This is a genomic window from Nocardiopsis sp. L17-MgMaSL7 (assembly GCF_003182025.1).
Lineage (GTDB): Bacteria > Actinomycetota > Actinomycetes > Streptosporangiales > Streptosporangiaceae > Nocardiopsis > Nocardiopsis prasina.
In genome coordinates this window covers 163,234-185,635 of sequence record NZ_QGTF01000010.1, presented here as the reverse complement: position 1 = coordinate 185,635, position 22,402 = coordinate 163,234, and the positions used below count along the sequence as shown (strand labels likewise).

General features: G+C 72.9%; 17 protein-coding genes and 1 pseudogene. 5 read left to right on the top strand and 13 right to left on the bottom strand.

From position 1 onward, the window contains the following. Nucleotides 1-23: 23 nt before the first annotated feature. From BDW27_RS18940 to BDW27_RS18920, 5 genes are read right to left on the bottom strand one after another with little or no spacing between them, the layout of a single operon-like run. The gene (locus BDW27_RS18940; protein WP_110050684.1) at nucleotides 24-1,184 is read right to left on the bottom strand and encodes a VWA domain-containing protein; all 1,161 of its coding nucleotides are present in this window, start codon (nucleotides 1,182-1,184) and stop codon (nucleotides 24-26) included. Next, nucleotides 1,181-3,487 carry a DUF5682 family protein gene (locus tag BDW27_RS18935; protein ID WP_110050682.1) on the bottom strand — a complete coding sequence of 769 codons (2,307 nt, stop codon included), beginning with the start codon at nucleotides 3,485-3,487 and terminating at the stop codon, nucleotides 1,181-1,183. Before BDW27_RS18935 ends, BDW27_RS18940 begins: the two co-directional genes overlap by 4 nt. Next, nucleotides 3,487-4,608, bottom strand: a complete 1,122-nt coding sequence (locus tag BDW27_RS18930; RefSeq protein ID WP_017544443.1) for an AAA family ATPase — start codon at nucleotides 4,606-4,608, stop codon at nucleotides 3,487-3,489. The genes BDW27_RS18935 and BDW27_RS18930 overlap by 1 nt, the downstream gene beginning before the upstream one ends. Further along, nucleotides 4,609-6,210, bottom strand: a complete 1,602-nt coding sequence (locus BDW27_RS18925) for a DUF5691 domain-containing protein (RefSeq protein ID WP_233515820.1) — start codon at nucleotides 6,208-6,210, stop codon at nucleotides 4,609-4,611. Next, entirely contained in the window at nucleotides 6,207-7,457 is a 1,251-nt protein-coding gene (locus tag BDW27_RS18920; protein ID WP_026129226.1) for an SWIM zinc finger family protein, read from the bottom strand. The genes BDW27_RS18925 and BDW27_RS18920 overlap by 4 nt, the downstream gene beginning before the upstream one ends. Nucleotides 7,458-7,836: 379 nt before the next feature. Here BDW27_RS18920 and BDW27_RS18915 point away from each other — a divergent pair, with 379 nt between their 5' ends. Then, entirely contained in the window at nucleotides 7,837-9,261 is a 1,425-nt protein-coding gene (locus BDW27_RS18915) for a cytochrome P450 (protein ID WP_017544440.1), read from the top strand. A 217-nt stretch (nucleotides 9,262-9,478) separates the two neighbouring features. Further along, complete coding sequence (locus BDW27_RS18910) at nucleotides 9,479-10,468, top strand: serine aminopeptidase domain-containing protein (protein ID WP_233515819.1); 990 nt, start codon at nucleotides 9,479-9,481, stop codon at nucleotides 10,466-10,468. An 87-nt stretch (nucleotides 10,469-10,555) separates the two neighbouring features. Here BDW27_RS18910 and BDW27_RS18905 read toward each other — a convergent pair whose 3' ends face one another. Continuing rightward, entirely contained in the window at nucleotides 10,556-10,855 is a 300-nt protein-coding gene (locus BDW27_RS18905; RefSeq protein ID WP_110050680.1) for a DoxX family protein, read from the bottom strand. A 135-nt stretch (nucleotides 10,856-10,990) separates the two neighbouring features. Continuing rightward, on the bottom strand, nucleotides 10,991-11,581 hold the full coding sequence (locus BDW27_RS18900) for a TetR/AcrR family transcriptional regulator (RefSeq protein WP_233515818.1): 591 nt from the start codon (nucleotides 11,579-11,581) through the stop codon (nucleotides 10,991-10,993). Nucleotides 11,582-11,669: 88 nt separating this feature from the next. Between BDW27_RS18900 and BDW27_RS18895 the strand changes: the two genes are divergently transcribed. After that, entirely contained in the window at nucleotides 11,670-12,077 is a 408-nt protein-coding gene (locus tag BDW27_RS18895; RefSeq protein WP_017544436.1) for a nuclear transport factor 2 family protein, read from the top strand. Then, a complete protein-coding gene (locus tag BDW27_RS18890; RefSeq protein ID WP_110050676.1) occupies nucleotides 12,074-12,910 on the top strand; it encodes an NAD(P)H-binding protein in 837 nt (278 codons plus the stop codon). The genes BDW27_RS18895 and BDW27_RS18890 overlap by 4 nt, the downstream gene beginning before the upstream one ends. Nucleotides 12,911-13,142: 232 nt before the next feature. Here the strand turns inward: BDW27_RS18890 and BDW27_RS18885 are convergent, their stop codons facing one another. The 6 genes and pseudogenes from BDW27_RS18885 to BDW27_RS18860 all read right to left on the bottom strand — a co-directional run bounded on the left by BDW27_RS18885 (nucleotide 13,143) and on the right by BDW27_RS18860 (nucleotide 20,794). After that, complete coding sequence (locus BDW27_RS18885; protein ID WP_017544434.1) at nucleotides 13,143-14,465, bottom strand: ABC transporter substrate-binding protein; 1,323 nt, start codon at nucleotides 14,463-14,465, stop codon at nucleotides 13,143-13,145. Nucleotides 14,466-14,476: 11 nt separating this feature from the next. After that, a pseudogene (locus BDW27_RS18880) lies at nucleotides 14,477-15,496 on the bottom strand (branched-chain amino acid ABC transporter permease); the annotation flags it as partial. A gap of 3 nt (nucleotides 15,497-15,499) precedes the next feature. Next, entirely contained in the window at nucleotides 15,500-16,351 is an 852-nt protein-coding gene (locus BDW27_RS18875) for a branched-chain amino acid ABC transporter permease (RefSeq protein WP_049577668.1), read from the bottom strand. A 9-nt stretch (nucleotides 16,352-16,360) separates the two neighbouring features. Continuing rightward, entirely contained in the window at nucleotides 16,361-17,077 is a 717-nt protein-coding gene (locus BDW27_RS18870) for an ABC transporter ATP-binding protein (RefSeq protein WP_110050672.1), read from the bottom strand. Beyond that, nucleotides 17,074-17,892, bottom strand: a complete 819-nt coding sequence (locus BDW27_RS18865; RefSeq protein ID WP_110050670.1) for an ABC transporter ATP-binding protein — start codon at nucleotides 17,890-17,892, stop codon at nucleotides 17,074-17,076. Before BDW27_RS18865 ends, BDW27_RS18870 begins: the two co-directional genes overlap by 4 nt. A 109-nt stretch (nucleotides 17,893-18,001) precedes the next feature. Then, nucleotides 18,002-20,794, bottom strand: coding sequence for an AAA family ATPase (locus tag BDW27_RS18860; RefSeq protein WP_233515817.1), 2,793 nt, complete (start codon nucleotides 20,792-20,794; stop codon nucleotides 18,002-18,004). Nucleotides 20,795-21,203: 409 nt separating this feature from the next. On the opposite strand from BDW27_RS18860, the gene BDW27_RS18855 reads away from it, so the two are divergent. Further along, nucleotides 21,204-22,388, top strand: coding sequence for a glutamate--cysteine ligase (locus BDW27_RS18855; protein WP_110050666.1), 1,185 nt, complete (start codon nucleotides 21,204-21,206; stop codon nucleotides 22,386-22,388). Nucleotides 22,389-22,402: the final 14 nt, after the last annotated feature.

The window sequence follows — 22,402 nt, the reverse complement described above, 5'->3', positions numbered from 1 at the left end:
GTTCGGCCCCGCCCGGGGTCGGGTCACTCGTCCAGGTGCTTATCGACCCAGGCGTCCAGGGGCTGGCCCTGGATCGCCGCGGCCATGAGCTCCGGAAAGGCGTCGGGGGTGCAGGCGAACGCCGGGACGCCGAGGTCGGCGAGGGCGGAGGCGTTCTGGCGGTCGTAGAACGGCGCGCCCTCGTCGGAGAGGGCCAGCAGGACCACCACCTGAACACCCGCGGACTTCATGGCGGCCACTCGTTGGAGCATCTCGGCGCGCACGCCGCCCTCGTAGAGGTCGCTGATCAGGACGAAGATGGAGTCCTGCGGGCGGTCGATGAGCGTCTGGCTGTAGGCGATGGCCTTGTTGATGTTGGTGCCGCCGCCGAGCTGGGTGCCGAAGAGGACCTCGACGGGGTCGGTGAGCTCGTCGGTGAGGTCGACGACGGCGGTGTCGAAGACGACCAGGGACGTCTTCAGCGTGCTCATGGAGGCGAGTACCGCACCGAAGACGCTGGCGTAGACCACGGAGGAGGCCATCGAACCGCTCTGGTCGATGGCCAGGACCACGTCCTTCTGCACACCCTGGCTGCGGCGGCCGTACCCCACGAGGGTCTGCGGGATCACCGTGTTGTGTTCGGGCAGGTAGTGCGCCAGGTTGCGGCGGATCGTGGCGTTCCAGTCGATGTCCGAGACCCGGCGGGGACGGTGGGTGCGCGCCGAGCGATCGATGGCACCGCGGATGACCGACCGGGTCTTCTGCGCGACCCTTCTCTCCAGGTCGTCGACGACCCCCCGCACGATCGTGCGGGCGCTCTCCCGCGCCTCGGCGGGCATCACCTGGTTGAGGGAGAGCAGGGTCCCGACCAGGTGCACGTCGGGCTCGACGGCCTGCATCATCTCCGGTTCCAGGAGGAGCTGGTGCAGCCCCATGCGGTCCATGGCGTCGGACTGCATCACCTGCACGACGGTGGACGGGAAGTACTCCCGGATGTCGCCCAGCCAGCGCGCGACCCGGGGCGCCGAGGAGCTCAGGTCACCGGCGCGGTCGTCGCCCGGGGCGGCGGACCTGTCGCCCTTGTTGTACAGGGCGGCCAGCGCGGAGTCCATGGTCTGGTCGCGCCCGGTCAGGGTCGCGCACTGGGACCTCTCCCCCAGGACCAGGCGCCAGCGGCGGGCGCGTTCGGTGGTTTCCGTGCTCACGCGCGGCTCCCTTCGAGTAGTGCGGTCACGGCGGCCACGGCCGGGGCGGCGCGGCGGGTGTCGACGGGGCGCCGCACCCGCGCGGTGGTGGTCCGGCCGCCGTCCGCCCTGGTGATGGCGGTACCGATCTCCTGGCGTTCGGCCGCGCCGAAGGCCCCGAAGGTGCGGCGCAGCAGCGGCAGGATCGCGACGAAGCGCTCCTCGGACAGGCTGAGCAGCCACGCGTCGATGAGGCCGAGCAGCCGCTCGTCGTGGACCAGGATCAGCCCGCTCCCCTGGAGGAAGCCCTCCAGCCAGGCGGCCGCGCGCGTGGGTTCGGTGCCGGGCGACATCGTCAGGCCGAGCCTCCGGTGCAGTTCCTCGGTGGTGATCCGGCCCGCGTCCGCGAGGATGCGGTTGACCCTCCCCGCGATCCGCCCCGGGACCTGGTCGCGGCGGGCGAGGGACTCCAGCGCCTCCGTCCAGCCGCGCGCGTCCTCGTCCAGGAGGGTGGCGGCGCCGTGGGTCTGGTCGATCGACCGGACGAACCTGGCCGCCGCGTCGTCGTCCAGCCCGCGCACCGCCGGGGCCAGGCCCACGCACACGCGGGCCAGGAGTTCTCGGGCGACCGCGCGCAGGTGCGCGCCGTCGGTCCCTCGCACGTTCCCGTACCGGGCCGACCGGGCCAACGGGGGGAGCGCCGACATCAGGTGGGTGATGTCGCTGTCGGTGGCCGCGCGGTCGGTGAGCAGGGAGAGCACGTCGGGCAGCGCGTCGCCGAGTTCGGCGAACAGACACTGTTCGGTGAGCGCGGTCAGGGTGGGGAGTTCCGCTTCGGCGGCGATCTCCACCACGCGGGCGGTGGCCGCGGAGACCACGGTGGTCCCCCAGGGCGCGGCCTCGATCAGCGCCACGTCCATGTCGGGGTCCCAGCGCAGCCGCCAGGACTCGCGGAAGGTCCCCTTCGAGTGGTGCTCGGCTGCGCGCGGCACCCCCCACTCGACGCCCAGCACGCGCAGCCGGTGCAGCAGGACGCTGCGTTCGCGCTGGCTCTCCTTGCGCAAGTCGAGGTCGAGGTCGCGGTCGAAGGCCTCGGGCTTGAGGCGGAGCCGCTTCTGCGCGGCCATGAGGTCGCGCTGCAACGGCACCATGGGGGTGTCCGGGGGCACCGAGCCGAGGCGTTCGCCGATCACCATCCGCCCGTGTACGAGGGCGGCCCGGCTCTGTTCGCCCTCGCAGAGGACGGCGGTGACCGCCTCGGAGACCTCGTCGATCCCGGCCAGCGGCCGTCCGCGCAGCACGGCCAGGCTCTCCGCGAGCCGGACGCCCTCGATCACGTGCGAGGAGGAGACCGGCTGACCCTCCTCGCGCAGGAGGCGGGCGGCGTCGGTGAGCCACCGGTGGATCGGCAGGTCGGGGGCGGTGAACAGGTGGTGGTACCAGCCGGGTGAGGTCACTCCGGCGCCGTAGCCGCTGGCGGTGGCGAGCCGCCCGTGCGTCCACGGCACCCAGGTGGCGGTGGTCCGCACCCTGGGCAGGCCCTTCAGGAGGGCGACGTCGTCCTTGACCGGGTGGTCGTACAGGTCGCGCAGGGCGGGCGCGTGCCAGGCACCGCACACCACGGCCACCCGTTCGTACCCCTCCTTGAGCACGGCGCGCAGGGTCTGGCGCATGTACGCCTCGCGGCGCGCGTCGCGGCCGGTCTCCGGCCCGCTCTCGGCGCGGACGGCCGCCATGGCGTCGGCGATCGCGGGGAAGGGCGAGGGTTCGCCGTCACCGCGCTGTTCCACGACGTCGTCCCACCAGCGTTCGGCGTCGTCGTACCCGGCGGCCTCGGCGAGCACCCCGAGGGGGTCGGTGCGGACCCTGGGGGGTTCGCTCGGGGGTGCGGGCTGGTCGTCCTCCTCCTGCCCCGCCTCCTTCTCGACGGCCTCCGTCTCTGCTGCCTCCGCCCGTTCGATGCGCTCGGCGATCGTGTGGGCGGCGGGCAGGTCGCAGAAGCGCACCGGGACTCCGCGTCCGTGGGCGTGCACCAGGGCGGCCCACTCCGGGGAGAAGGACGCGAACGGCCAGAACCCCCACCCCTCCTTGGAACGCGCCGTCCCCGCCTTGGGGGTGTCGGCCAGGTGGACCAGCAGGGCCACCGGCGGTTCCAGTCCGCCCACCAGGGAGGTGATCGCGTCGGCCTCGGGCGGGCCCTCGATCAGTACGATGTCGGGCTTGATCTCGTCCAGGGCGGCCGCCACGGCCCGGGCCGAACCCGGACCGTGGTGGCGGACACCGAGGACACTGACCTTGTCGGTGCCCTGTCGGGGTCGTCCCATCAGGCGCCCACCTCACGGCAGGCCCGGTAGAAGTCGTCCCAGCCGTCGCGCTCGCGGGCGACGGTCTCCAGGTACTCGCGCCAGACCACCCCGTCGGAGACGCGGTCCTGGACCACGGCGCCCTGGATTCCGGCGGCGACGTCGGCGGGACGCAGCCTCCCGTCACCGAAGTGGGCGGCGAGCGCGATGCCGTTGGTGATCACGGAGATCGCCTCGGCGGTGCTCAGGGTTCCGCTGGGCGACTTCACCTTGGTGGTGTTGTCCTCGGTGACTCCGGAGCGCAGCTCGCGGAAGACGGTGACGACGCGCTGGATCTCCGTGAGGCTGGTGGGTACCTCGGGCAGTTCCAGTGAGCGTCCCAGCTGCTCCACCCGCTGGGTGACGATGCGGACCTCGTCCTCCGCACTGTCCGGGACGGGCAGGACCACGGTGTTGAAGCGGCGGCGCAGCGCGCTGGAGAGGTCGTTGACCCCCCGGTCACGGTCGTTGGCGGTGGCGATGACGTTGAACCCGCGCTGGGCCTGCACCTCGACGCCGAGCTCGGCCACGGGCAGCGCCTTCTCCGACAGCACGGTGATGAGGCCGTCCTGCACCTCGGAGGGCATACGGGTGAGTTCCTCGATGCGCCCGATCGCACCGCGCGCCATGGCGGTCATGATCGGGCTGGGGACGAGCGCGGCCTCCGAGGGTCCCTCGGCGAGCAGGCGGGCGTAGTTCCAGCCGTACCGGACCGCCTCCTCAGAGGTCCCGGCGGTGCCCTGGACCAGCAGGGTGGAGTCACCGGAGACCGCCGCCGCGAGGTGTTCGGACAGCCAGGTCTTGGCGGTGCCGGGGACACCGATGAGCAGCAGGGCGCGGTCGGTGGCCAGGGTGGCCACGGCCACCTCGACCACCCGGCGCGAGCCGATGTACTTGGGCGTGATCTCGGTGCCGTCGTCGAGGGTGGTGCCCAGCAGGTACTGGGTGACCGCCCACGGGGAGAGCCGCCAGCCCGGGGGGCGCTGGCGGTCGTCGGCCCCGGCCAGGGCCTCGAGCTCGGCGGCGTAGGTCTGCTCGGCGTGCGGGCGCAGCGCGCTGGCGGCGTCGGTGCTGATGCCAGAGCCGGTGGCGGAGGTGGTCAACTAGAGCTCCCTGTGCATGTCGAGGCGGAATCGGAGGGTGTCGCGGAGGCGGAGGTAGGCGGGGCCCTCCTCCTCGAGGGGTGGTTCCTTGGGCAGGAGGTCGAGGTGTTCGGGTGGCATGTGCTCGGCGGCGGCCTCGCAGAGGAAGCGGTAGCCGCGTGAGTCGCGGGTCCCGATCGGGCCGGTGAGCCGGCGCGTGACCTCGTCGGAGAGCGCGCGGGTCCACGGGGCGTCGACCGTGTGCAGGACCTCTCCGAGGACGTGGAGGTCGGTCTTCCCGGTGGTCGGGCCGGCAGCCACGGAGGCGAGTGCGGCCACGACCCGGTCGCACCGCTCCCCGACCGGCAGCGCGGCCAGGAGTTCCTGGGTGCGCGGCCACTCCCGGTTGCGGCCTCCGGCGCGGAGCAGCTGGGCCAGCCCGGCCCCGGGGTGGTCGAGGACGGCGCGGGCCCAGTCGGGGGCGGCCTGGAGGCAGGCCGCGTCGGCCAGGGCCTCGCGCAGGTCCTGCTCGTCCTCGGCCAGGTCGAGGACTCCGGCGGGGTCGGTTCCCAGGAACGCCGTCCAGGTGTCCAGCGGCGCGTGGGTGATCAGGACGCGGCCGAGCTCCCAGCGGGCCCGGCGCGCCTCCGGCCGCTTCTTCGGCGGCACCAGGGCGAGGTCGCGCAGCTGGTCGGCGGTCGGGACGTCCATGTCGACCACGTCGACGGCGCGCGGAGGTCCCTGGTAGCGCCCGAGGTGGGCCCGCAGGTGGGCGCGGAGCCGGTGCGCGTGGGCGCTGTCCGGCAGTCGGGTGAGCAGGGCCAGGGCGAGGCCGCGCACGCTGGCGGCGCGGTCGTCCAGGGCCTGGTCCAGCACCGCCTCGTCGTCGGGGCCGAGGCTGACCGCCAGGGCCTCCAGGAGTGCGCGTCTCTCCTCGCTCCTGCTCTCCTGTGGCAGGACCTCGGCGAGGAGGTCGCGGGCGGCTGCGGGGTCGGTGCCGCGCAGGGCGAACAGGGACCGGCGGCGTCGCGCCGACGTGCCCTCCTTCCAGGCGGCGTCGGTGTGGACGTCGGTGGGCAGGGGTTCGCGTGCGATGAACGACCACGCGGTGTTGTGCGAGGCCAGCCAGGTGCCGCGCTCCCCGACGACGGGAGCGACCAGGGGGCGCAGCGAGCTGTCCCGGGAGGCGCGGTCCAGCAGGTCGGGGACGTGGACGTGACTGACCCTCCGTCCGCCCCGTGCGGCGCGGCCCAGCCACTCGGGCAGGAGTTCGGGACGGGTGGTGAGGATGACGTCCAGCCGGTGGTTCGCGGCGGGCCCGACGTCCGGACGGGTGTCGGGTGCGTCGGGGGTGACGGGGTCCGCCGTGTGCGCCGTGTACCCGGCGCGGGTGCGCACGGCGTCCAGGGCGACCAGGTCCAGCAGCCCGGCGGCGCCCTCGCGGGTGGCGCGGGGCAGGTCGGGCAGGTCCGGGACGGTGCGGCGGGTGGTGCCGACCAGCGCGGTGGAGACCAGCCGGTCCCAGGAGGGGGTCTGGGGGGATGCGGCCTCGGGGGAGGCCGTCTCGGGGGAGGCCGTTCCGGGCTCGGGGGCCCGGGAGTGGTCGGTGGGGGTCGGGTTCACAGCGCGACTGCCTTTCCGTCGGCGTCCCACAGGGTCATGGGGCTCAGGCCGGTGCCGGGCGACCATTCGGCGGCGATGGTGGCGGGGCGTCCGCCGGTGGCCGCGAGGAGCCGCCACAGCTCCCCCTGGTTCAGGGGGAGGGAGGCCCCCGTGGGATCGGCCAGGTGCCAGCCCTCGGCGCGAGCGGGGACGGCGTTCTCCAGCACCACGGGCCAGGCCTCCAGCCACGGGTCCTCGGCCAGGGCCTCGGCGAAGGAGTCCAGGGCCTGGTCGACGCCGCCTCCGGGCGGGCGCGAGGCCGGTCCCTCGGTTCCCTGGCCGACCCGGACCGCTCGGCGGCCGTCCGGGTGGAAGGCGAGTTCGCCCTCGAACTCGGTGCCGGGCCGGAAGACGGAGTCGGGGGTCTGGGTGGGCCGGGCGAAGGTGAGGGAGAGGGCGAGGCGGCCGGTAGAGCCCCCGTGCAGCCACTGGCGGCGGCTACGCATGCGGTCCGGGGTGAGGGCGTCATGGTGTCCGAGCACCCGCCATGTGTCCCGCACCCGTTCCCCGCTGGCCAGGACCTCCTCGGAGCGGGTCGTGATGCCCACCCGGGAGCGCAGCACCGCCCGGAACCGGGGGTCGCCGCCCTCACCCGCGAGGTAGCCGTCGGTCAGCAGGTGCAGCATGCCCAGGCGTTCCAGGAGGCGGTCCGGCCAGCGGTCGGCCCCGCCGTTCTGGGGGAGCTGGGTGACCAGGGACGCGGCGCCGCCCGCCTTGGCGTCCACCAGGCGCTTGGCCATGCGGTCCCAGTGCTCGTAGCCGAGTTTGGGGACTTCGGCGAGACCGCCGTCCACCTGGTCGTGCAGCCACAGCCGGAGCTCCTCGAGCCCGGCGGCGACCGTCCTCTCCCGCGCACGCAGGGTGGCCGCGGCCTTGTCCGGGTCGACCGGGGCGGAGGCGGCGGCGCCGCTCGCACGCTCCTGTCGGGCGACCCTGCCGGAGAGCCACGTGGTGACCCATTCGGGCCGGTCCGCGCGCTCGGCCACGGTGTCCTGGCTCCACAGGGAGAGCAGGGCCAGGACGTGCTTACAGGGGATCTTGCGGCTGGGACAGCTGCACTTGTAGGCGGGGCCGCCGTCCCCGTCCAGGTGCGCGGCCGCCAGGTAGGGCTTGCTCCCGCTCCCCTTGCACTCACCCCAGACCGCCGAGGTGCCGCCGCCGTCGGCGACGACCACTCCGCTCTGGGGCCACGATCCCGCCTTGGCCACCTTGAGAGCGGCCTTGTGTGAAGAGGGGTCCGGAGCCAGAGCCCAGACTTCGTCGGTACTCCATCGATCGCTCACACAGGTAACTCTAGGGAGCACCAGTGACAATCCGGCACTCTCGGGTCAGCCACCCAGCACGGGACAAAAGAGAAGAAACAAACACCGGACACGAAAGGGGGCGGCGCGAATAATCCGTTCCTGTTGAAATACGGTGACGACGATCCTAGAATGCCACGACCAGGTTGGCTCGATCCCCGGCCACCGCCCCGAAGCGATTTCGGGATCTCCCGCTTCCCCCTTCCCGTCACCATGACAGAGCCACGTCTCCTCGAAGGGAGGGAAGCGGCCCCGTGAATCCCTTTCCGGGCGTCCGCCACCCGAAATGACCACGACTCAGCACGGTGACTCCCAGAACTCGGGACCAGGCGCGGAACAGGGCGCCCAGACCCCCGGTTCCCCCTCCGCCCAGGGCTGCCCGGTCGACCACGTCCGCCTCTACGACCCCACCCCGCCCGAGGGCCGTGCCGAACTCTGGCAGGGCCTGCGCGAACGGCACGGCCCGATCGTCCCGGTCCAGCTGGATCCCGGGGTGCGCGCCTGGCTGCTGCTCGGCTACCAGGAGAGCCTCGCCGTCCTCCAGCAGCCGCACCTGTTCTCCCGCGACACCCGCAACTGGCGCGAGGCGACCGAGGGCCGTGTCGACCTCGACAACACCGTCGCGATGATGACCTGGCTGCCCAACGCCTTCTACGCGGACGGCTCCGAGCACGCCCGGCTGCGCGCGCCCATCATGGACGGGCTGGCCAGGATCGACATGACCGCGATGGCCCGCACCGTGCACCGGATCGCCGACGGGCTGGTCGACAGGTTCGTCAGGGACGGCGAAGCCGACCTCGTGGGCGACTACGCCCAGCTGCTCCCCGCGCTGGTGGCCAACCGGCTCTTCGGCCTGCCCGACAGCTACGGCCACATGCTCAACGACCTCACCGCCGTCATCTTCAGCGAGGACTCCCAGCGGTCGGAGGACTCCATCACCGGCCTACAGCAGTACTTCGCCGGTCTGGTGGCCCGCAAGGCCGACAAACCCGGGCACGACCTGACCAGTTGGATGCTCGAACGCTCCACGGACCTCACCCTGGAGGAGGTGGCCTACGCGGCGTCCCTGGTGGTCAGCGCGAGTCACATGATGACCGTCCACCTCATAGGCAACACGATGCGCACGCTGCTCACCGACGACCGCATCCGCTCCGCGAACACGGACGCACGGCTGTCCACGCACGACCTCCTGGACCACATCATGTGGAATGACAGCCCCCTCCAGCTCCTGGCCGGCCGGGTCGCGCTCCAGGACGTGCGCATCGGCAACGCGCGGGTGCGCAAGGGCGACGCCCTCTACCTCGGGGTCGACGCCGCGCACCGCGACCCGGCCGTGCGGCGGGGCAGGTCGGACCCGGACACCGGGGTGTCCAGCGGCAGCCGCGCCCACCTGACCTTCGGGGCCGGTCCGCACAGCTGCCCCGCCCGGTCGCTGGGCCGCCTCGTGGCCTCGACCGGGGTGACCGTCCTCCAGGAGCGGCTGGGCGGGCTGCGGCTCTCGGTGCCCCCGGAGGAGCTGCGCCCGCTGGCGTCGCCGTTCCTGCACGGGTCGCGGGAACTGCCGGTCACGTTCACACCCGGTCGCCTGAGCGAGCCTCCCGAGCTCCAGACCCAGGAGATGGAGCAGGTCCCGGCGGTGGCCGAGGAGGAGCAGCCGCCCGAGGACCTGTTGGGCAGGCTGCTCAGCTGGTGGCGCGGTATGGGCCGGTGAAACGGCGGTCGTCCCTTTTCGAACGCGTGAACTGGGGCGCCGCAAGCACTGGTGGTTCAACGGATGCGTGTTCACACCTTCGTCTTCATAGTGAACGCACGCCCACGGAAACGGGTGGATATCCCGTGCGTTCCCCCCGCGATTACCGACGGGAAAACGGATCCGTGGCGTCCACGGCGACCCGTGGATTCCCGCTGCGCGAGAAAAGGAAGACGACGTGAGTACCGACCATCCCCTGTCCCCCATGTCCCCCTCACCGGTACCCCGCACCGCCCGCTCCCGCCGGAGCGCCCCCGCCCACCCGACCGCCCCGGTGCCGCGCACCCGCTCCTGGGCGGCGGCGGTCGCCGCGAAGTCCGCCCTGGTGGTGGGTCTGGCCCTGTTCGGCGCGGGTGCGGCCGTCGCCCCGGCCCAGGCCGCCAATCCGCACGAACGCGGTCCGGCCCCGACGGAGCAGAGCGTCACCGCGCCCCGGGGCCACTTCGACACCGCCACCGCCTCCGTGTCCTCGTTGGTGAGCGGCTTCGGCGGCGGAACCATCTACTATCCGACCGACACCTCCGAGGGCACTTTCGGCGGCGTGGTGGTCGCCCCCGGCTACACGGCCAGTGAGTCGTCCATGTCCTGGTACGGGCACCGTTTCGCCTCGCAGGGCTTCGTGGTGTTCACCATCGACACCAACACCCGGTACGACCAGCCGAACAGTCGGGGCCGCCAGCTGGAGTCCGCCCTGGACTACCTGGCCGACCGCAGCGCGGTGAGCGACCGCGTGGACGGTGACCGCATGGCCGTCATGGGGCACTCGATGGGCGGTGGCGGGACCCTGGCCGCCGTCGACTCACGGCCGGAGCTGCGCGCGGCGATCCCGCTGACCCCCTGGCACACGCAGAAGAACTGGTCGAGCGTGCAGACGCCCACGCTGGTCGTCGGCGCCCAGAACGACGTCACCGCGTCGGTCCGCTCGCACGCCATCCCGATGTACGAGAGCCTGCCCAGCTCCCTGGACCGGGCCTACCTGGAGCTGCGCGGCGCGAGCCACTTCGCGCCGAACGTCTCCAACACCACCATCGCGAAGTACGGCATCTCGTGGCTCAAGCGGTTCGTGGACGACGACGAGCGCTATGAGCAGTTCCTGTGCCCGCCGCCCCGCACGGGGATCGGCACCGACTTCTCCGACTACCGGGACTCCTGCCCGCACGGCGCCTGATCGGGTGGCCGGGTCGTCGCGATGAGGCCCGGTCGGGGCCGGTGGGGATCCCCTCCCCACCGGCCCTTTCCCGTGGTCGCCGTCATCTCACGCCCTGGGCTCCAGGGGCACCCGGGACCAGCGGCCCCAGGCCACCAGGACCGCCAGCGCGAGCACGACCACGTTGAAGAGGACGTCGGTCTCGCCCCGGAGGAGGTGGAAGGCGATGGCGGACAGCTGGAGCCCGGCGCATCCGGCGGCGGCCAGAACGGTCAGCCCGGGCAGGACGCGGGTGAGCGCCGGGAGGAGGACCCCGAGCCCTCCGAGGACGTCGAGCACGGACGTCACGGGGAAGAGGGCCGGTGGCGTCTCCCCGACCCAGGGGAAGACCTCGACGACCCGCGCCAACGGCGTGGCGAGGCGGGCACCAGCTCACTGGCGTCGGTGCTGCGCGCCCACCTGCCCACGGAGGACGTCGAACCGTCCCTGGCACTCCTGGTGGGCGGTGTCCTGGCCAGGACCTCCTTCCAGGCGGAGCCGCCCTCACGCACCTTCGTCGGGGACCTCGTCGATCGGGTCCTGGCCTCGTCCGGCCACCCCGGCCACCCCGTCCCCGCCTGACCGCCCCAGGACGGACCGCGCCAGTTCGCGCAGGCCCTCCCTCGGGTCCACCCCGGACTCCTCCCGTACGTACTCGACCAGGTCGCCACGCACGGCGGCCAACAGCGCGTGCGCGAGGAAGTCGGCGTTGCGCGGCCCCCGGGCCCGACTGACCAGGTCCGCCAGGTGCCGGTGGAGCCGGTCGTAGCTCTCATTGCCGTACGGACTGGCGAAGCCCTCCTGCTCCAGCGCCAGCGCCAGCACCCGGTGCCGCCGCTTGAAGTCCCAGACACGGATCAGCAGGTCCGGCACGTTCTCGGGCAGGGCCTGGAACTCACGGGCGGCGTACTCGTCGTACAGCGCCCGGATCAGGCCACTGCGGTCTCCGAAGCCGCGGAAGACCGTACCCTTGCCGACCCCTGCGGCCCCTGCCACGGCGTCCATCGAGATCTGGTCGGGGTCGGCCGCCTCGTCGAACAGACGGGCCGCCGCCGCCAGAATCGCCTCTCGGTTACGCGCCTTGTCCGCCCGCACGGACTCCACCCCCAAAACGGACCGACAGTCCGCTATAGTCGAAACGGACCATCGGTCCGATTATGTGTCACAGCTTAGAGGAGCGACTGTGCCCGACAGCCCCACGACGGTCTTCCACCGCGCCAGCGAACACCTGCTCTCCCACGACATGCGGGCCTTCACCGCCCTGTACGCCGAGGACGCCGTGATGGAGTTCCCCTTCGCGCCCCCGGGAGCTCCCCGACGCCTCGAAGGCCGAGAGACGATCGAGTCCTACCTGGCCGGTTACACCGACAAGCTCAACGTCCTGAGCGTGCACGACGTCACCGTCCACCAGACCACCGCCCCGGACGTCATCGTCGCCGAACTGGCGGTGAGCGGACGCAGGGTCCCCACCGACGCACCCTACACAGCACGTTACGTGGCCGTTCTGACGATCTCCGGCGGCCTGATCCGGCACTACCGCGACTACTGGAACCCGCTCGACTTCGGACCGGACGCGGAGGCCGCGCTGTGACGATCCTGATCACCGGAGCCACCGGGACGACCGGCTCCCGCCTCGCCCGCCTCCTGGCCGACCACGGCGCTCCCGTCCGACGGGCCGGGCGCTCCCCCGGCGCCGACGTGCGCTTCGACTGGGCCGACCCGACCACCCACGCTGACGCTCTACGGGGCGTCCGGGCGGTGTACCTGGTGGCTCCCCCCGGCGCCACCGACCCGGAGACCCCGGTCGTCCCGTTCCTGGAGACCGCCCGCGCCGAGGGCGTGGAGCGGGTGGTCCTGCTCGGCTCGTCCGCGGTGCCGGTCGGAGCCCCGGGTCCCGGCGCGCTCGGAGCCCGCCTGGGCTCCTTCGTCCCCCACCCGGTGGTCCTGCGTCCCACCTGGTTCTCCAGCAACTTCACCGGGAACCACCCGCACGCCGATTCCCACCGGCGCGACGGTGAGATCGTGAGCGCGACCGGGCAGGGCAGGACCCCCTTCATCGACCCGGGTGACATCGCGGCGGTCGCGGCGCGTGCGCTCATGGGCGAGGTTCCGGCCGGAGCGGACCTGGTGCTGACCGGGCCGCGACCGTTGAGCTTCGACGAGGTCGCCGCCACGTTGACCGAGGCGACCGGGCGTCCGGTCCGGCACCGCCGTGTCAGCGTGGCCGAGCTGTCCCGGCTCCATCAGGGGCACGGGCTGCCCGCGCGGTTCGCGGACCTGCTGGCCGCCATGGACGAGCGGATCGCCGCCGGGGCGGAGGACCGCACGACCACGGTGGTGGAGGACGTCACCGGCAGGGCTCCCCGCTCCTTCCCCGAGTTCGTCTCGGACTCACTCGGTGCGGGGACGGGTTCTCTGGCCTAGATCCGTCGTACGGCGCACTGGACGCGCTCGTCTCGCGGGTTCCGGACCCGACCAGGCGTCCCCTCCGGAGCGACCCGGCCGTCCCCGCGTTCCCGGGGCCCTCCCGCTCCGCGGAGGAAGCGTCCGCACCCCGCCCTCCCCCACGGGAGAACGGGGTGCGGCACACAGTGAACGGAGCGGGGCGAGCGCCCCTCGGGTGCCAGGGGCCGCGACAGCTGCCGGGACTGCGGGACTAGTCGTGGAAGGGCAGGTCCTGCGGGGAGAGCCGCTCGAAGTCGACCTCCTCGACGGGGCCGTCCTCGCGGTCGGTCACCCGGGCCTCCTGGACCATCTCGATGGCGCCGCCCGCCTCGAACCGCACGACGTACACGCCCTGGTGGCCGCCGTGGTCACCCTCGCTGGAGGAGAAGGGCGTGAAACCCGGCCCCTGCCACTCCTGGGTCTCCAGGGCGTCGACCAGGGACTGGCGGGTGAGGTCCTCCCCCGCTGACATCAGGACCTGGGCGAACATGACGGCCTGGGTCATGCCGAACATGTGCGTGTTGGTGGGCGGCCCGCCGTGCCCGTACTCCTCGTACACGTCCACGAAGAAGCGGCCCCACTCGTCGTCCTCGTCCTCGACGCGCGGCATGTAGCTCGTCACGACCGCCCCTTCGAGGAAGGCGTCGGCCGGGACGCCCTCCGCGTCGGTGTCCTCGGTGAACTCGGTGAGCAGCGCCTGGAGCGTGGCGGTGTCCCCGCCGATGCTGGAGATCACCCACTGGGGCTCGTAGCCGATCCGGGCGGCCTCGAGCATGCCGAGCGCGACGAAGGCCGGAATGCAGGAGCAGACGACCACCTCCGCCCCGGCGTTCTCCAACTCCGCCATCTGCGAGCCGAGGTCGGGGATGTCCGACTCGTAGTGCTCGCGGGCCACGACCTCGTCGGACAGGTACTGGTCGAGTCCGGCCTGGGAGTCCTCGCCGACGTCGTCGTTCTGGAACAGGTAGCCGACGTCCTGCCCGGGGAAGTTCTCGGTGATGTACTCGCCCTGGATCTTGGCTTCCTTGGTGTAGTCGGTCTGCCAGCCGTAGGTGAGCGGGTGCTCCTCCGTGTTGTTCCAGGCCAGGGCACCCGAGGCCGGGAAGACGTCGGGCACGCCCTCGTCGTTGAGGTAGTCGATGACTCCTCCGTGGGTGGGCGTGCCGAGGCCGCCCACCATCGCGAAGATCTCGTCCTCGATGACCAGTTGGCGGGTGACGTCGATGGTCCGGGAGGGGTCGTAGCCGTCGTCCTCGACCCGGTAGTCGATCCGCCTCCCGTTGACCCCGCCCTGGTCGTTCACGTAGTCGAACACGGCCCCCGCTCCCTGGGAGACCGCCAGGTACCCGGGTGCGGCCGGACCGGTGAGCGGTTGGTGGGTGCCGATGACGACGGCGTCGTCCGTGACGCCCGGCGCCACGTCCAGGTCGACGTCGGCCCCCTGGCCGACCTCGCCCGCGCCCGAGCAGGCCGCGGCCAGCATGACCAGGGCCAGGGCCGGGGCCAACAGGACCCGGGTTCCGTGTTCGCGCATGGTTGTCTCCTTCACTGGGGGGTTCTCGAGGAGGTGTCGGAGCGGACCGCCCGAAGGCGGGCTCCGAGGCTTCGGAGGGCGCCGTGGACGCCGAGGGGCCAAAAGCGCAGGACGAGGATGAGGACGACGCCGAAGAACACCACCGGCAGGTTGTTCTCGGCGTTGCGTCCCAGGTCCGCCGCCCGTGCGAGGTCGGTGGCCCACACGTCCAGGTAGACGATGGCGATCGAGGCCCACAGAGCGCCCCACAGGCTGCCGATGCCGCCGAGCACCAGCGCGGCGAGCAGGGTCAGCGAGAGCACGAGGGTGAAGCTGCTGGGGGTGACGGTGCCGAGCACGTAGGCCTGGAGGCCGCCTGCGAGGCCGCCCGCCGCCGAGGCGATCACGAAGGCGACGACCTTGGTGGCGCCGACGGGGACGCCCGCCATGGCGGCGGCGGTCTCGTCGTCCCGGATGGCGCGCATGCGGCGGCCGAGGCGCCCGGCGGAGATCGTGGCGAGCACGGCCAGGCCGAGCACGACCGTGGTCCACACGACCAGGGCCCGCCACTCGCTGGTGGTCACGAGTCCGTCGAGGAACGGCGGGGCCCCGGCGGTACGGATGTTGAGGCCGTTGCTGCCGCCGAGGAACGCGTGGAACCGGTGGGCCAGCCCAGGCAGGCCGACGGCCAGGATGAGTGTGGCCCCGGCCAGGTAGGGGCCGTGCAGGCGCGCGGTGGCGGCGCCGACCGCGACGCCCGCCGCCACGGACACCACGACGATGACGCCGAGGTTGGCGGCCAGCGGCAGGGTCGGCTGGTGCAGGACCAGCAGCGCCATGGAGTAGGCGCCGATCATCATGAACGCGCCGTGGCCGAGGGAGACCTGTCCGGAGCCGCCGACCAGCAGTTGGAGTCCGGCGACGGCGAGCATGGTGTACCCGACCGCGGCGATGCGCAGGGCGGTGAGGTCGCCGGTCACGGACAGCAGCCCGGCGACGGCGGCCAGGCCGAGGGCGGCCAGGAGCAGGTGGCGGACGGGCAGGGGCATGGCTGGCTAGACCTTTCGCGCGGTCGGTCGGGAGAGGATGCCGTCGGGGCGCACGCTCAGGACGGCCACGACGATGACGAGGGCGGCGAGGGTCGCCAGTTCGGGCCCCAGGAACCCGGAGACGTACGACATACCGAGCCCGATGAGCAGACCGCCGATCACGGCGCCGAAGGGGTTGTCCAGGCCGCCCACCACCGCCGCCGTGATCCCGAAGACGAACACGACGTCGAAGACGTTCGGCGAGATGAACGGCGGTCCGGCGAGCATGCCCGCCAGCGCGCCGATGAGGGAGGCGATGCCCCAGCCCGCCGTGAGCATGAGGCCGACCCGCACCCCGCTGAGCCGGGCCGCCTCCGGGTGGAAGGCGGCGGCGCGCATCCGCAGTCCGAGGGGCGTGAACCGGTACAGGGCGAACAGCAGGAGGGCGACCACCCCCACCGAGACCAGGGCGAACACGTCCGAGGGGGCGAAGCGGCCCACGTAGCTGAAGGCGTAGCGGAAGCCGTGCTGCTCGTTGCCCCAGACCATGCCGACCCCGCCCTGGACCACCAGGAGGAGGCCGAGGGTGACGATGATGGCGTTGAGCTGGGAGGTGCGGGCGATGGGACGGATGATGACGCGCTCCACGAAGGCGCCGACCAGCAGCCCGGCGGTGAGGGCGGCGGCGAACCCGAGCCAGTAGGAACCGGTGAGCTGGGTGACCGTGTAGGCGGTGTAGACGGACAGCAGCGCGAGCGCGGGCTGGGCGAAGTTCACCAGCCGGGTGGCCTGGTAGATGATCACCAGGGACAGTGCCAGTGCCGCGTAGGCCGCCCCGGAGGCCAGCCCGTTGAGGGTCAGGGTGACGAAGTAGTTCATGGGTCTCCCTCAGAAGCCGAGGTAGGCGTGGCGCGTGCGGTCGTCGGCCAGGAGCTCGGCGGAGGGCCCCTCCGCCACGACGCTCCCCTGGTTGAGGACGTAGCCGTGGTCGGTCACGGACAGGGCCCCGGCGGCGTTCTGTTCGACGAGGACGACGGTGAGGCCGGTGCGGTCGCGCAGGTCGCGGAGCAGGTCGAGGATGCGCCGGGTGATCAGGGGCGCGAGGCCGAGCGAGGGTTCGTCGAGGAGCAGGACGCGGGGCCGGGCCATGAGCGCGCGGCCGATGGCGAGCATCTGCCGCTCCCCTCCGGAGAGGGTGGCGGCGGCCTTCGCGCGGCGCTGCGCCAGGGGCGGGAACAGGTCCATGACCTCGTCGAGGGTGGTCCGGTCGCGTCGGTCCGCGCGCCAGAGGGCGCCCAGGCGCAGGTTCTCCTCCACGGTGAGTTCGACGACCACGCCGCCGCCCTCGGGGACGTGGGCCAGGCCCCGGGTGATGACCTTCTCCGTGGGGAGCCGGGTGATGTCCTCGTCCGCGAGCAGGACCCGTCCCGAAGCGGCGCGGTGCAGGCCGGTGAGGGTGCGCAGGAGGGTGGTCTTGCCCGCGCCGTTGGCCCCGAGGACGGCGCACAGTCCGCGTTCGGGGACGGTGAGGCTGACGCCGTCGAGGGCTCGGACGGCGCCGTAGGAGGCGCTGAGGTCCTCGACGGTGAGCAGGGGCCGGGTCATCGGGGGTCCCCGTTCCGGTCGTCGGGTCCGGTGGCCGGGCCGGTGGAGGTGCCCAGGTAGGCCCGGGTGACGGCGGGGTCGGCCTGGACCTCGTCGGGGGTGCCGGAGGAGATGACCCTGCCGAAGTCGAGGACCACGACACGGTCGCAGACGTCCATGACCAGGTCCATGTGGTGTTCGACGAGGACCACCGCCATGTCCTGGCTGAGTCCCCGGATCCGATCGGCCAGTTCGGCGGTCTCGTGGCCGGAGAGTCCGCTGGCGGGTTCGTCCAGGAGGAGCAGTTCGGGTTCGCCGGCGCAGGCCCGGGCGAGGGCGACCTGCTTCTGCACCCCGTAGGGCAGGGTGCCGGGCAGCCGGTGGGCGTGCTCGGCGACGCCGAAGCGTTCCAGGGCGGCCATGGCCCGCTCCCTGAGCTCGCGTTCGTCGCGGTGGTGCCGTCCGAGGCCGCTGACGAGGGAGAACGCTCCGCCCCTGGCGAGGCGGTCGGCGCCCACCATCACGTTCCCGAGCACGGGCATCATCGGGAAGAGGTTGAGGCCCTGGAAGGTCCGGGCGATCCCGGCCCTGGCCAGGTGGTGGGTGCGCCTTCCGGGCGGCGGCGCCCCCTTCCACGAGACGGCTCCCCTGGTGGGGCGCAGCACCCCGGACAGGACGTTGAAGAGGGTGGTCTTGCCCGCTCCGTTGGGTCCGATGAGACCGACGACGGAGCCCGGGTCGACCCGGAGTCCGACGTCGTCGAGCGCGGTGAGCCCTCCGAAGCGCACGGTCACCCCGTCCGCTGTCAGGAGGTGTTCCGGTGCGGTCGTTGTCATGACTGCCTCTCTCCGGCCCCTTGCCGGATCTCATACCGACCAGTTGGTATCCTCTGGTCGGCGCGACGGGGCGCCCGCACGCGCCGTCGCGTCCGGTCCCGGGACGTGTTCAGTTCAGGAGTCGGGCCAGGTCCACTCGGGACCTGATGTTGAGCCTGCGGAAGATGCCGCGCAGATGGTGCTCCACGGTGCGCGGGCTGATGAACATGTGCGCGGCCACCTCACGGTTGGTCGCGCCCCCCGCCACCAGCTGGGCGATCTGCTGCTGTTGGGCGGTCAGGTCCCCCGTGGCAGGGGTCTGCGGGCCGCGTTCGGCGGTCCCGATGGCGCGCAGCTCGGCGCGGGTCTGCCGGACCCACAGCCGCGCCCCGAAGCGCTCGAAGGTCTCCAGCGCGTTGTACAGGTGCTCGCGGGCGCGCCCGGGCAGGCGGGACCGCCGCAGCGAGGCACCGAAGAGCAGCTGGGTGCGCGCGTGTTCGACGTCGTCGTCCCCGCAGGCCCGGTGCAGGTCGAGCGCGGTCTCGAAGTGGTCGGCCGCCTCCTCCCCGGTGGCGAGCAGACCGTCCCCGCGGGCGGCCAGGGCCAGGAGGCTCGGGCTCTCCACGGCCTCGGCCCAGCCCCGGTACCCGGCCTGGGAGGCGCGTGCCCACCCGGTCTTGCCCGTGCGGACCGCGGCCTCCACGAAGTGCGGGGCGGTGAGCAGGCGCATGGTGGGGTGCCCGTGTCCGGGGCCCGCGTGCACCAGGGATCGCAACCGGAAGAAGGCGTCGGCGGCGTTGCCGCGTGAGAGTTCGAGGACGGCCAGGGCCCAGGAGGCCAGGGCGGAGGGCAGCCCGAGGCTCTTCTCTCCGGCCTGGGCGGTCACCGCGCGCGCCCGGATGTGGCAGGTGTCGACGTCGCCCTGGATGGCGGCGATCATCGCCAGCGAGGCGAGGTTCTGGGCGACCCAGATGGACTGGCCGGACTCGCGGGAGGCGCGCAGCCCGGTCAGTGCGGTCCCGGCGGCGGACGGGAAGCGCCCGCTCCAGAACTCGGAGAAGACCAGGAAGGCCAGTGCCGGGGGCACGAACGCGTGTTCACCTCGGGATCGGGCCGACTCCGCCGCACGGGTGGTGACGGTGCGGACGAAGGAGGCGTCCCCCAGGCGGAGGCCGCAGATACCCGCCCACACCAGCTCCGAGGGCGCGCTCATTCCGTGTGAGAGCCGGATCGCCTCGCGCAGCAGCGGGGTGGAGTTCACGTAGTCGCCCCGGAACGAGACCGTGCACCCCTCCAGGAAGGCGGCGATCAGCCGCATCGAGGGCGGGTCGTCCGGGCGGACCAGTGGGACGGCGAGTTCGGTGGCCCTGGCATGGCGGACCGGGTCCCCCGCGTAGGAGGCGCTGTCGGCGGAGCGGACCAGGGCGCGCAGGGCGAGGGTGCGGTCGTGCGGGATGAGGTCGCGGCCGACGGCGTACAACCGTTCGGCGGCGTCGACGGCGTTGGCGTCGCACGTCTCGAACGCGGCCTCGATGAGGGCGACCACGGCCCGGCGGCGGTCGGAGACCGCGAGCGGTCGGGCCCGCCCGAGCAGCCGCGCGGCGCGCTCGGGCTCTCCGGCGAGGTGGGACTCGTAGGAGGCGGTGGCCAGGCGGCAGGCGCGTTCGTCGGGGTCGGGGGTGAGGGCGGCGGCGCGCTCGTTGGTGTGGGAGGCGGCGAGCGGCCCCGCCAGGCGTTTGGCCCGCCTGGCGGCGGCCGCGATCCGGTCGGCGAGGTCGGCGTCGGGAGCCTCGGCGCCGCAGGCGGCGTGCCTGGCGAACTCGACCGGGGCGTGTTCGCGGTCGGTCACCCCGGCCAGGGCTCGGTGGGCCGCGCGCAGGCGGCCGGCGGTGGTGCCCTGGACGAGGGCCTCCCGCAGGAGCGGGTCGGGGAAGACCAGGGTGTCGCCGTCCACCCGCACGAGGCCGCGTTCCTCGGCCGGTTCGAGGGTGGACACCGAGGGTGCGGGTTCGGGGTCGTCGGGTTCGCGCATGGCGTCCAGGAGCAGGTGGACCCGGGGTTCGGCGGCCAGCGCACCGAGCAGCAGGAGCCGCCTGGCGTCGTCGGGCAGCTCCTCGTAGGGGGCGAGCTGCGCGGAGCGCAACCGCGCCGTGAGCGGGAGGGGTTCGGGCGGGGGGCGTTCGCCCCGGACCTGCTCCGGGGTGAGGGACGCCAGGAAGCCGAGGGCGGCCGCGGGGTTGCCGTGCGCGGCGCGGACCAGTCCGGTGCGGACCGGGGAGGACAGGTGGGCGGGTGCGCGGTCGGTGAGCAGGTCGTGCACCGCGCGGTCCTCCAGCGGGGCGAGGACCAGTTCGGTCACCCCCGGGACCGGGCCGGGGGCGGTGGGTCGGGGGTGCCCGTCCCGGGCCGCGAACACGGCGGCGATCCGGGTCCCGGTGAGACGCCGCGCGGCGAACGCCAGGGCGTCGAGCGAGGTGGCGTCCAGGAGTTCGGCGTCGTCCACGCACAGCAGGAGGGGCCGTTCGGTGCTCGCCTCTGAGAGGAGTTCGAGGACGGCGGTGTAGAGCGGGTACCGGTCCGTGCCGGTGCCGCCGCCCCGGGTGAGGGCCTCGCGCAGGAGGTCGCGCTGGGGCGCCGGGAGTCGGTCGAGCACGGGTCTTACGGGGCGCAGGAGGCGTTGGAGGCCGGAGCAGGGGAGGTCGGTCTCGGTGCGGACCCCGCCCACGTGGAGGACGGTGAAGTCACCTGCGGTGTCGCGGATGTGATCGAGCAGGAGGCTCCGTCCCTGGCCCGGACCACCCGTGAGGAGCACGGAAGCGCCTCGGCCGGACCTCGCGTCGCCCAGGGCGTCGGCGAGGGTCCTCCGCTCAGCGTCCCGGCCCCGGAGACGTACGCTCGGGGGCTCCGTGTACCGTTCCGTCACGTTGTTCACATTCGCACAGCGCCGCCCCGCTCCGGCAGATGTGAACGGACACACTGGTCGTTTCACCGATACCCGCCCGGTGCCGCGAGTGGCGCCCGCGCACGGGGGTTCTGGTGGTTCGCGGGTGCCGTCTCGGGGATGGTGTTCCGCAAGCGAAACCGGTGGTCAGAACGGCTTTTCGGTGTCAGAAAAGTGATACCGGTCACCCTCGTGGCGCGATTCCGGAACGCCGCGCACGTCCGTCCAGGTAGTCAGGACACCGTGCGCGGGAGCGCGCCGTCGGCGAAACAGACAAACGATACAAACGACTCGTGGATAGCTTTTTGTCCACTGCGGGACACTGTCGCCGCCGTCCTCGTGCGGGATATCCAGTGCGGGACACACTGGATCGGACAGCCGGAGGACCCGCATGGAGAACCGCTCCCTGACAGCGGACGACCGACGCATCGCCGTCGGCGCCGCGAACCGACCACTGACGTTCGGTGTGGAGGAGGAGTTCTTCGTCGTCGACCCTCGCACGCGCCGCATCCTCTCCCGCGCACCCGACGTCCTGGCCCGCACCCGCACCTTCGGCCCCCACCTGTGCGGCGAGTTCACCCGGGCCCAGGTGGAGGCCAACAGTCCCGTGTGCACGACCTCGGAGGAGGCCCGGGCGTTCCTGGAGGCCGCACGGGCCGAACTCCACCGGGCCGCCGACGGCGCGGGCCTGGCCGTCGCCGCGACCGGCACCCCGATCCTGGGCGACCCCGCGTCGGTCGCCGTCAGCGACGGCCGTCGCTACGCCGCCATCGCCACCCACTTCGGCGCCCTGCGCGACTCCCACGTGGTGTGCGGCTGCCACGTCCACGTCGGCATCCCCGACCCCGCCGCCGCCGTCGCCGTCAGCGACCACCTGCGCCGTTGGTTGCCCTTCCTGGTCGCGCTGGCCGCGAACTCGCCCTTCCAGTCCGGCCGGGACACCGGTCACGCCAGCTGGCGCACGGTCACCTGGAACCGGCTTCCGTCCGCCGGACCGCCGCCGCTGATGGGCACCGTCAAGGAGCACGAGAACGCCGTCCGGGGGCTGACCTCCACCGGGGCGATCCTGGACCGCCACATGGTCTACTGGGACATCCGCCTCTCCGACCACCTCCCCACCCTGGAGATCCGGGTGGGCGACGTGGCCGCCACCGCGGAGGAGGCCCTGCTCTTCGCCACCCTCACCCGTGGCCTGGCCACGCGGGCCCTCACCGACGTGCGGCACGGGGTCCCCGCTCCCGCCGTCACCACGCACGCCCTGCGCGCCGCAGTGTGGCGGGCCGCCCGGGAGGGGCTGGAGGGGGTGGTTCCCGACCCGTTGACCGGCGAGTCCCTGACCGCGAGCGCCGCCATGGAGCGGGTACGCCGCGCCGCCCTGCCGGGCCTGGCCGTCTCCGGCGACACGGACCTGGTGTCCTCCCTGCTCGACCGCGTCCTCACCGTGGGCTCGGGTGCCCACCGCCAGCGCCTGGCCTACGCGCGGCGGGAACGGATGACCGACGTGGTGGACCACGTCGTGGCCCAGACCCGCGAGGGTCTGGGGACGGTTCCCCGTCCCCGGAGCCCCCGGGTCTGAGCCCCGACGGGAGG

Coding starts and splice junctions, on each gene's coding strand:
- BDW27_RS18875 (WP_049577668.1), bottom strand. CDS start 16,351: ATGAACTACTTCGTCACCCTGACCCTCAACGGGCTGGCCTCCGGGGCG.
- BDW27_RS18885 (WP_017544434.1), bottom strand. CDS start 14,465: ATGCGCGAACACGGAACCCGGGTCCTGTTGGCCCCGGCCCTGGCCCTG.
- BDW27_RS18915 (WP_017544440.1), top strand. CDS start 7,837: ATGACCACGACTCAGCACGGTGACTCCCAGAACTCGGGACCAGGCGCG.
- BDW27_RS18855 (WP_110050666.1), top strand. CDS start 21,204: ATGGAGAACCGCTCCCTGACAGCGGACGACCGACGCATCGCCGTCGGC.
- BDW27_RS18870 (WP_110050672.1), bottom strand. CDS start 17,077: ATGACCCGGCCCCTGCTCACCGTCGAGGACCTCAGCGCCTCCTACGGC.
- BDW27_RS18865 (WP_110050670.1), bottom strand. CDS start 17,892: ATGACAACGACCGCACCGGAACACCTCCTGACAGCGGACGGGGTGACC.
- BDW27_RS18935 (WP_110050682.1), bottom strand. CDS start 3,487: ATGGGACGACCCCGACAGGGCACCGACAAGGTCAGTGTCCTCGGTGTC.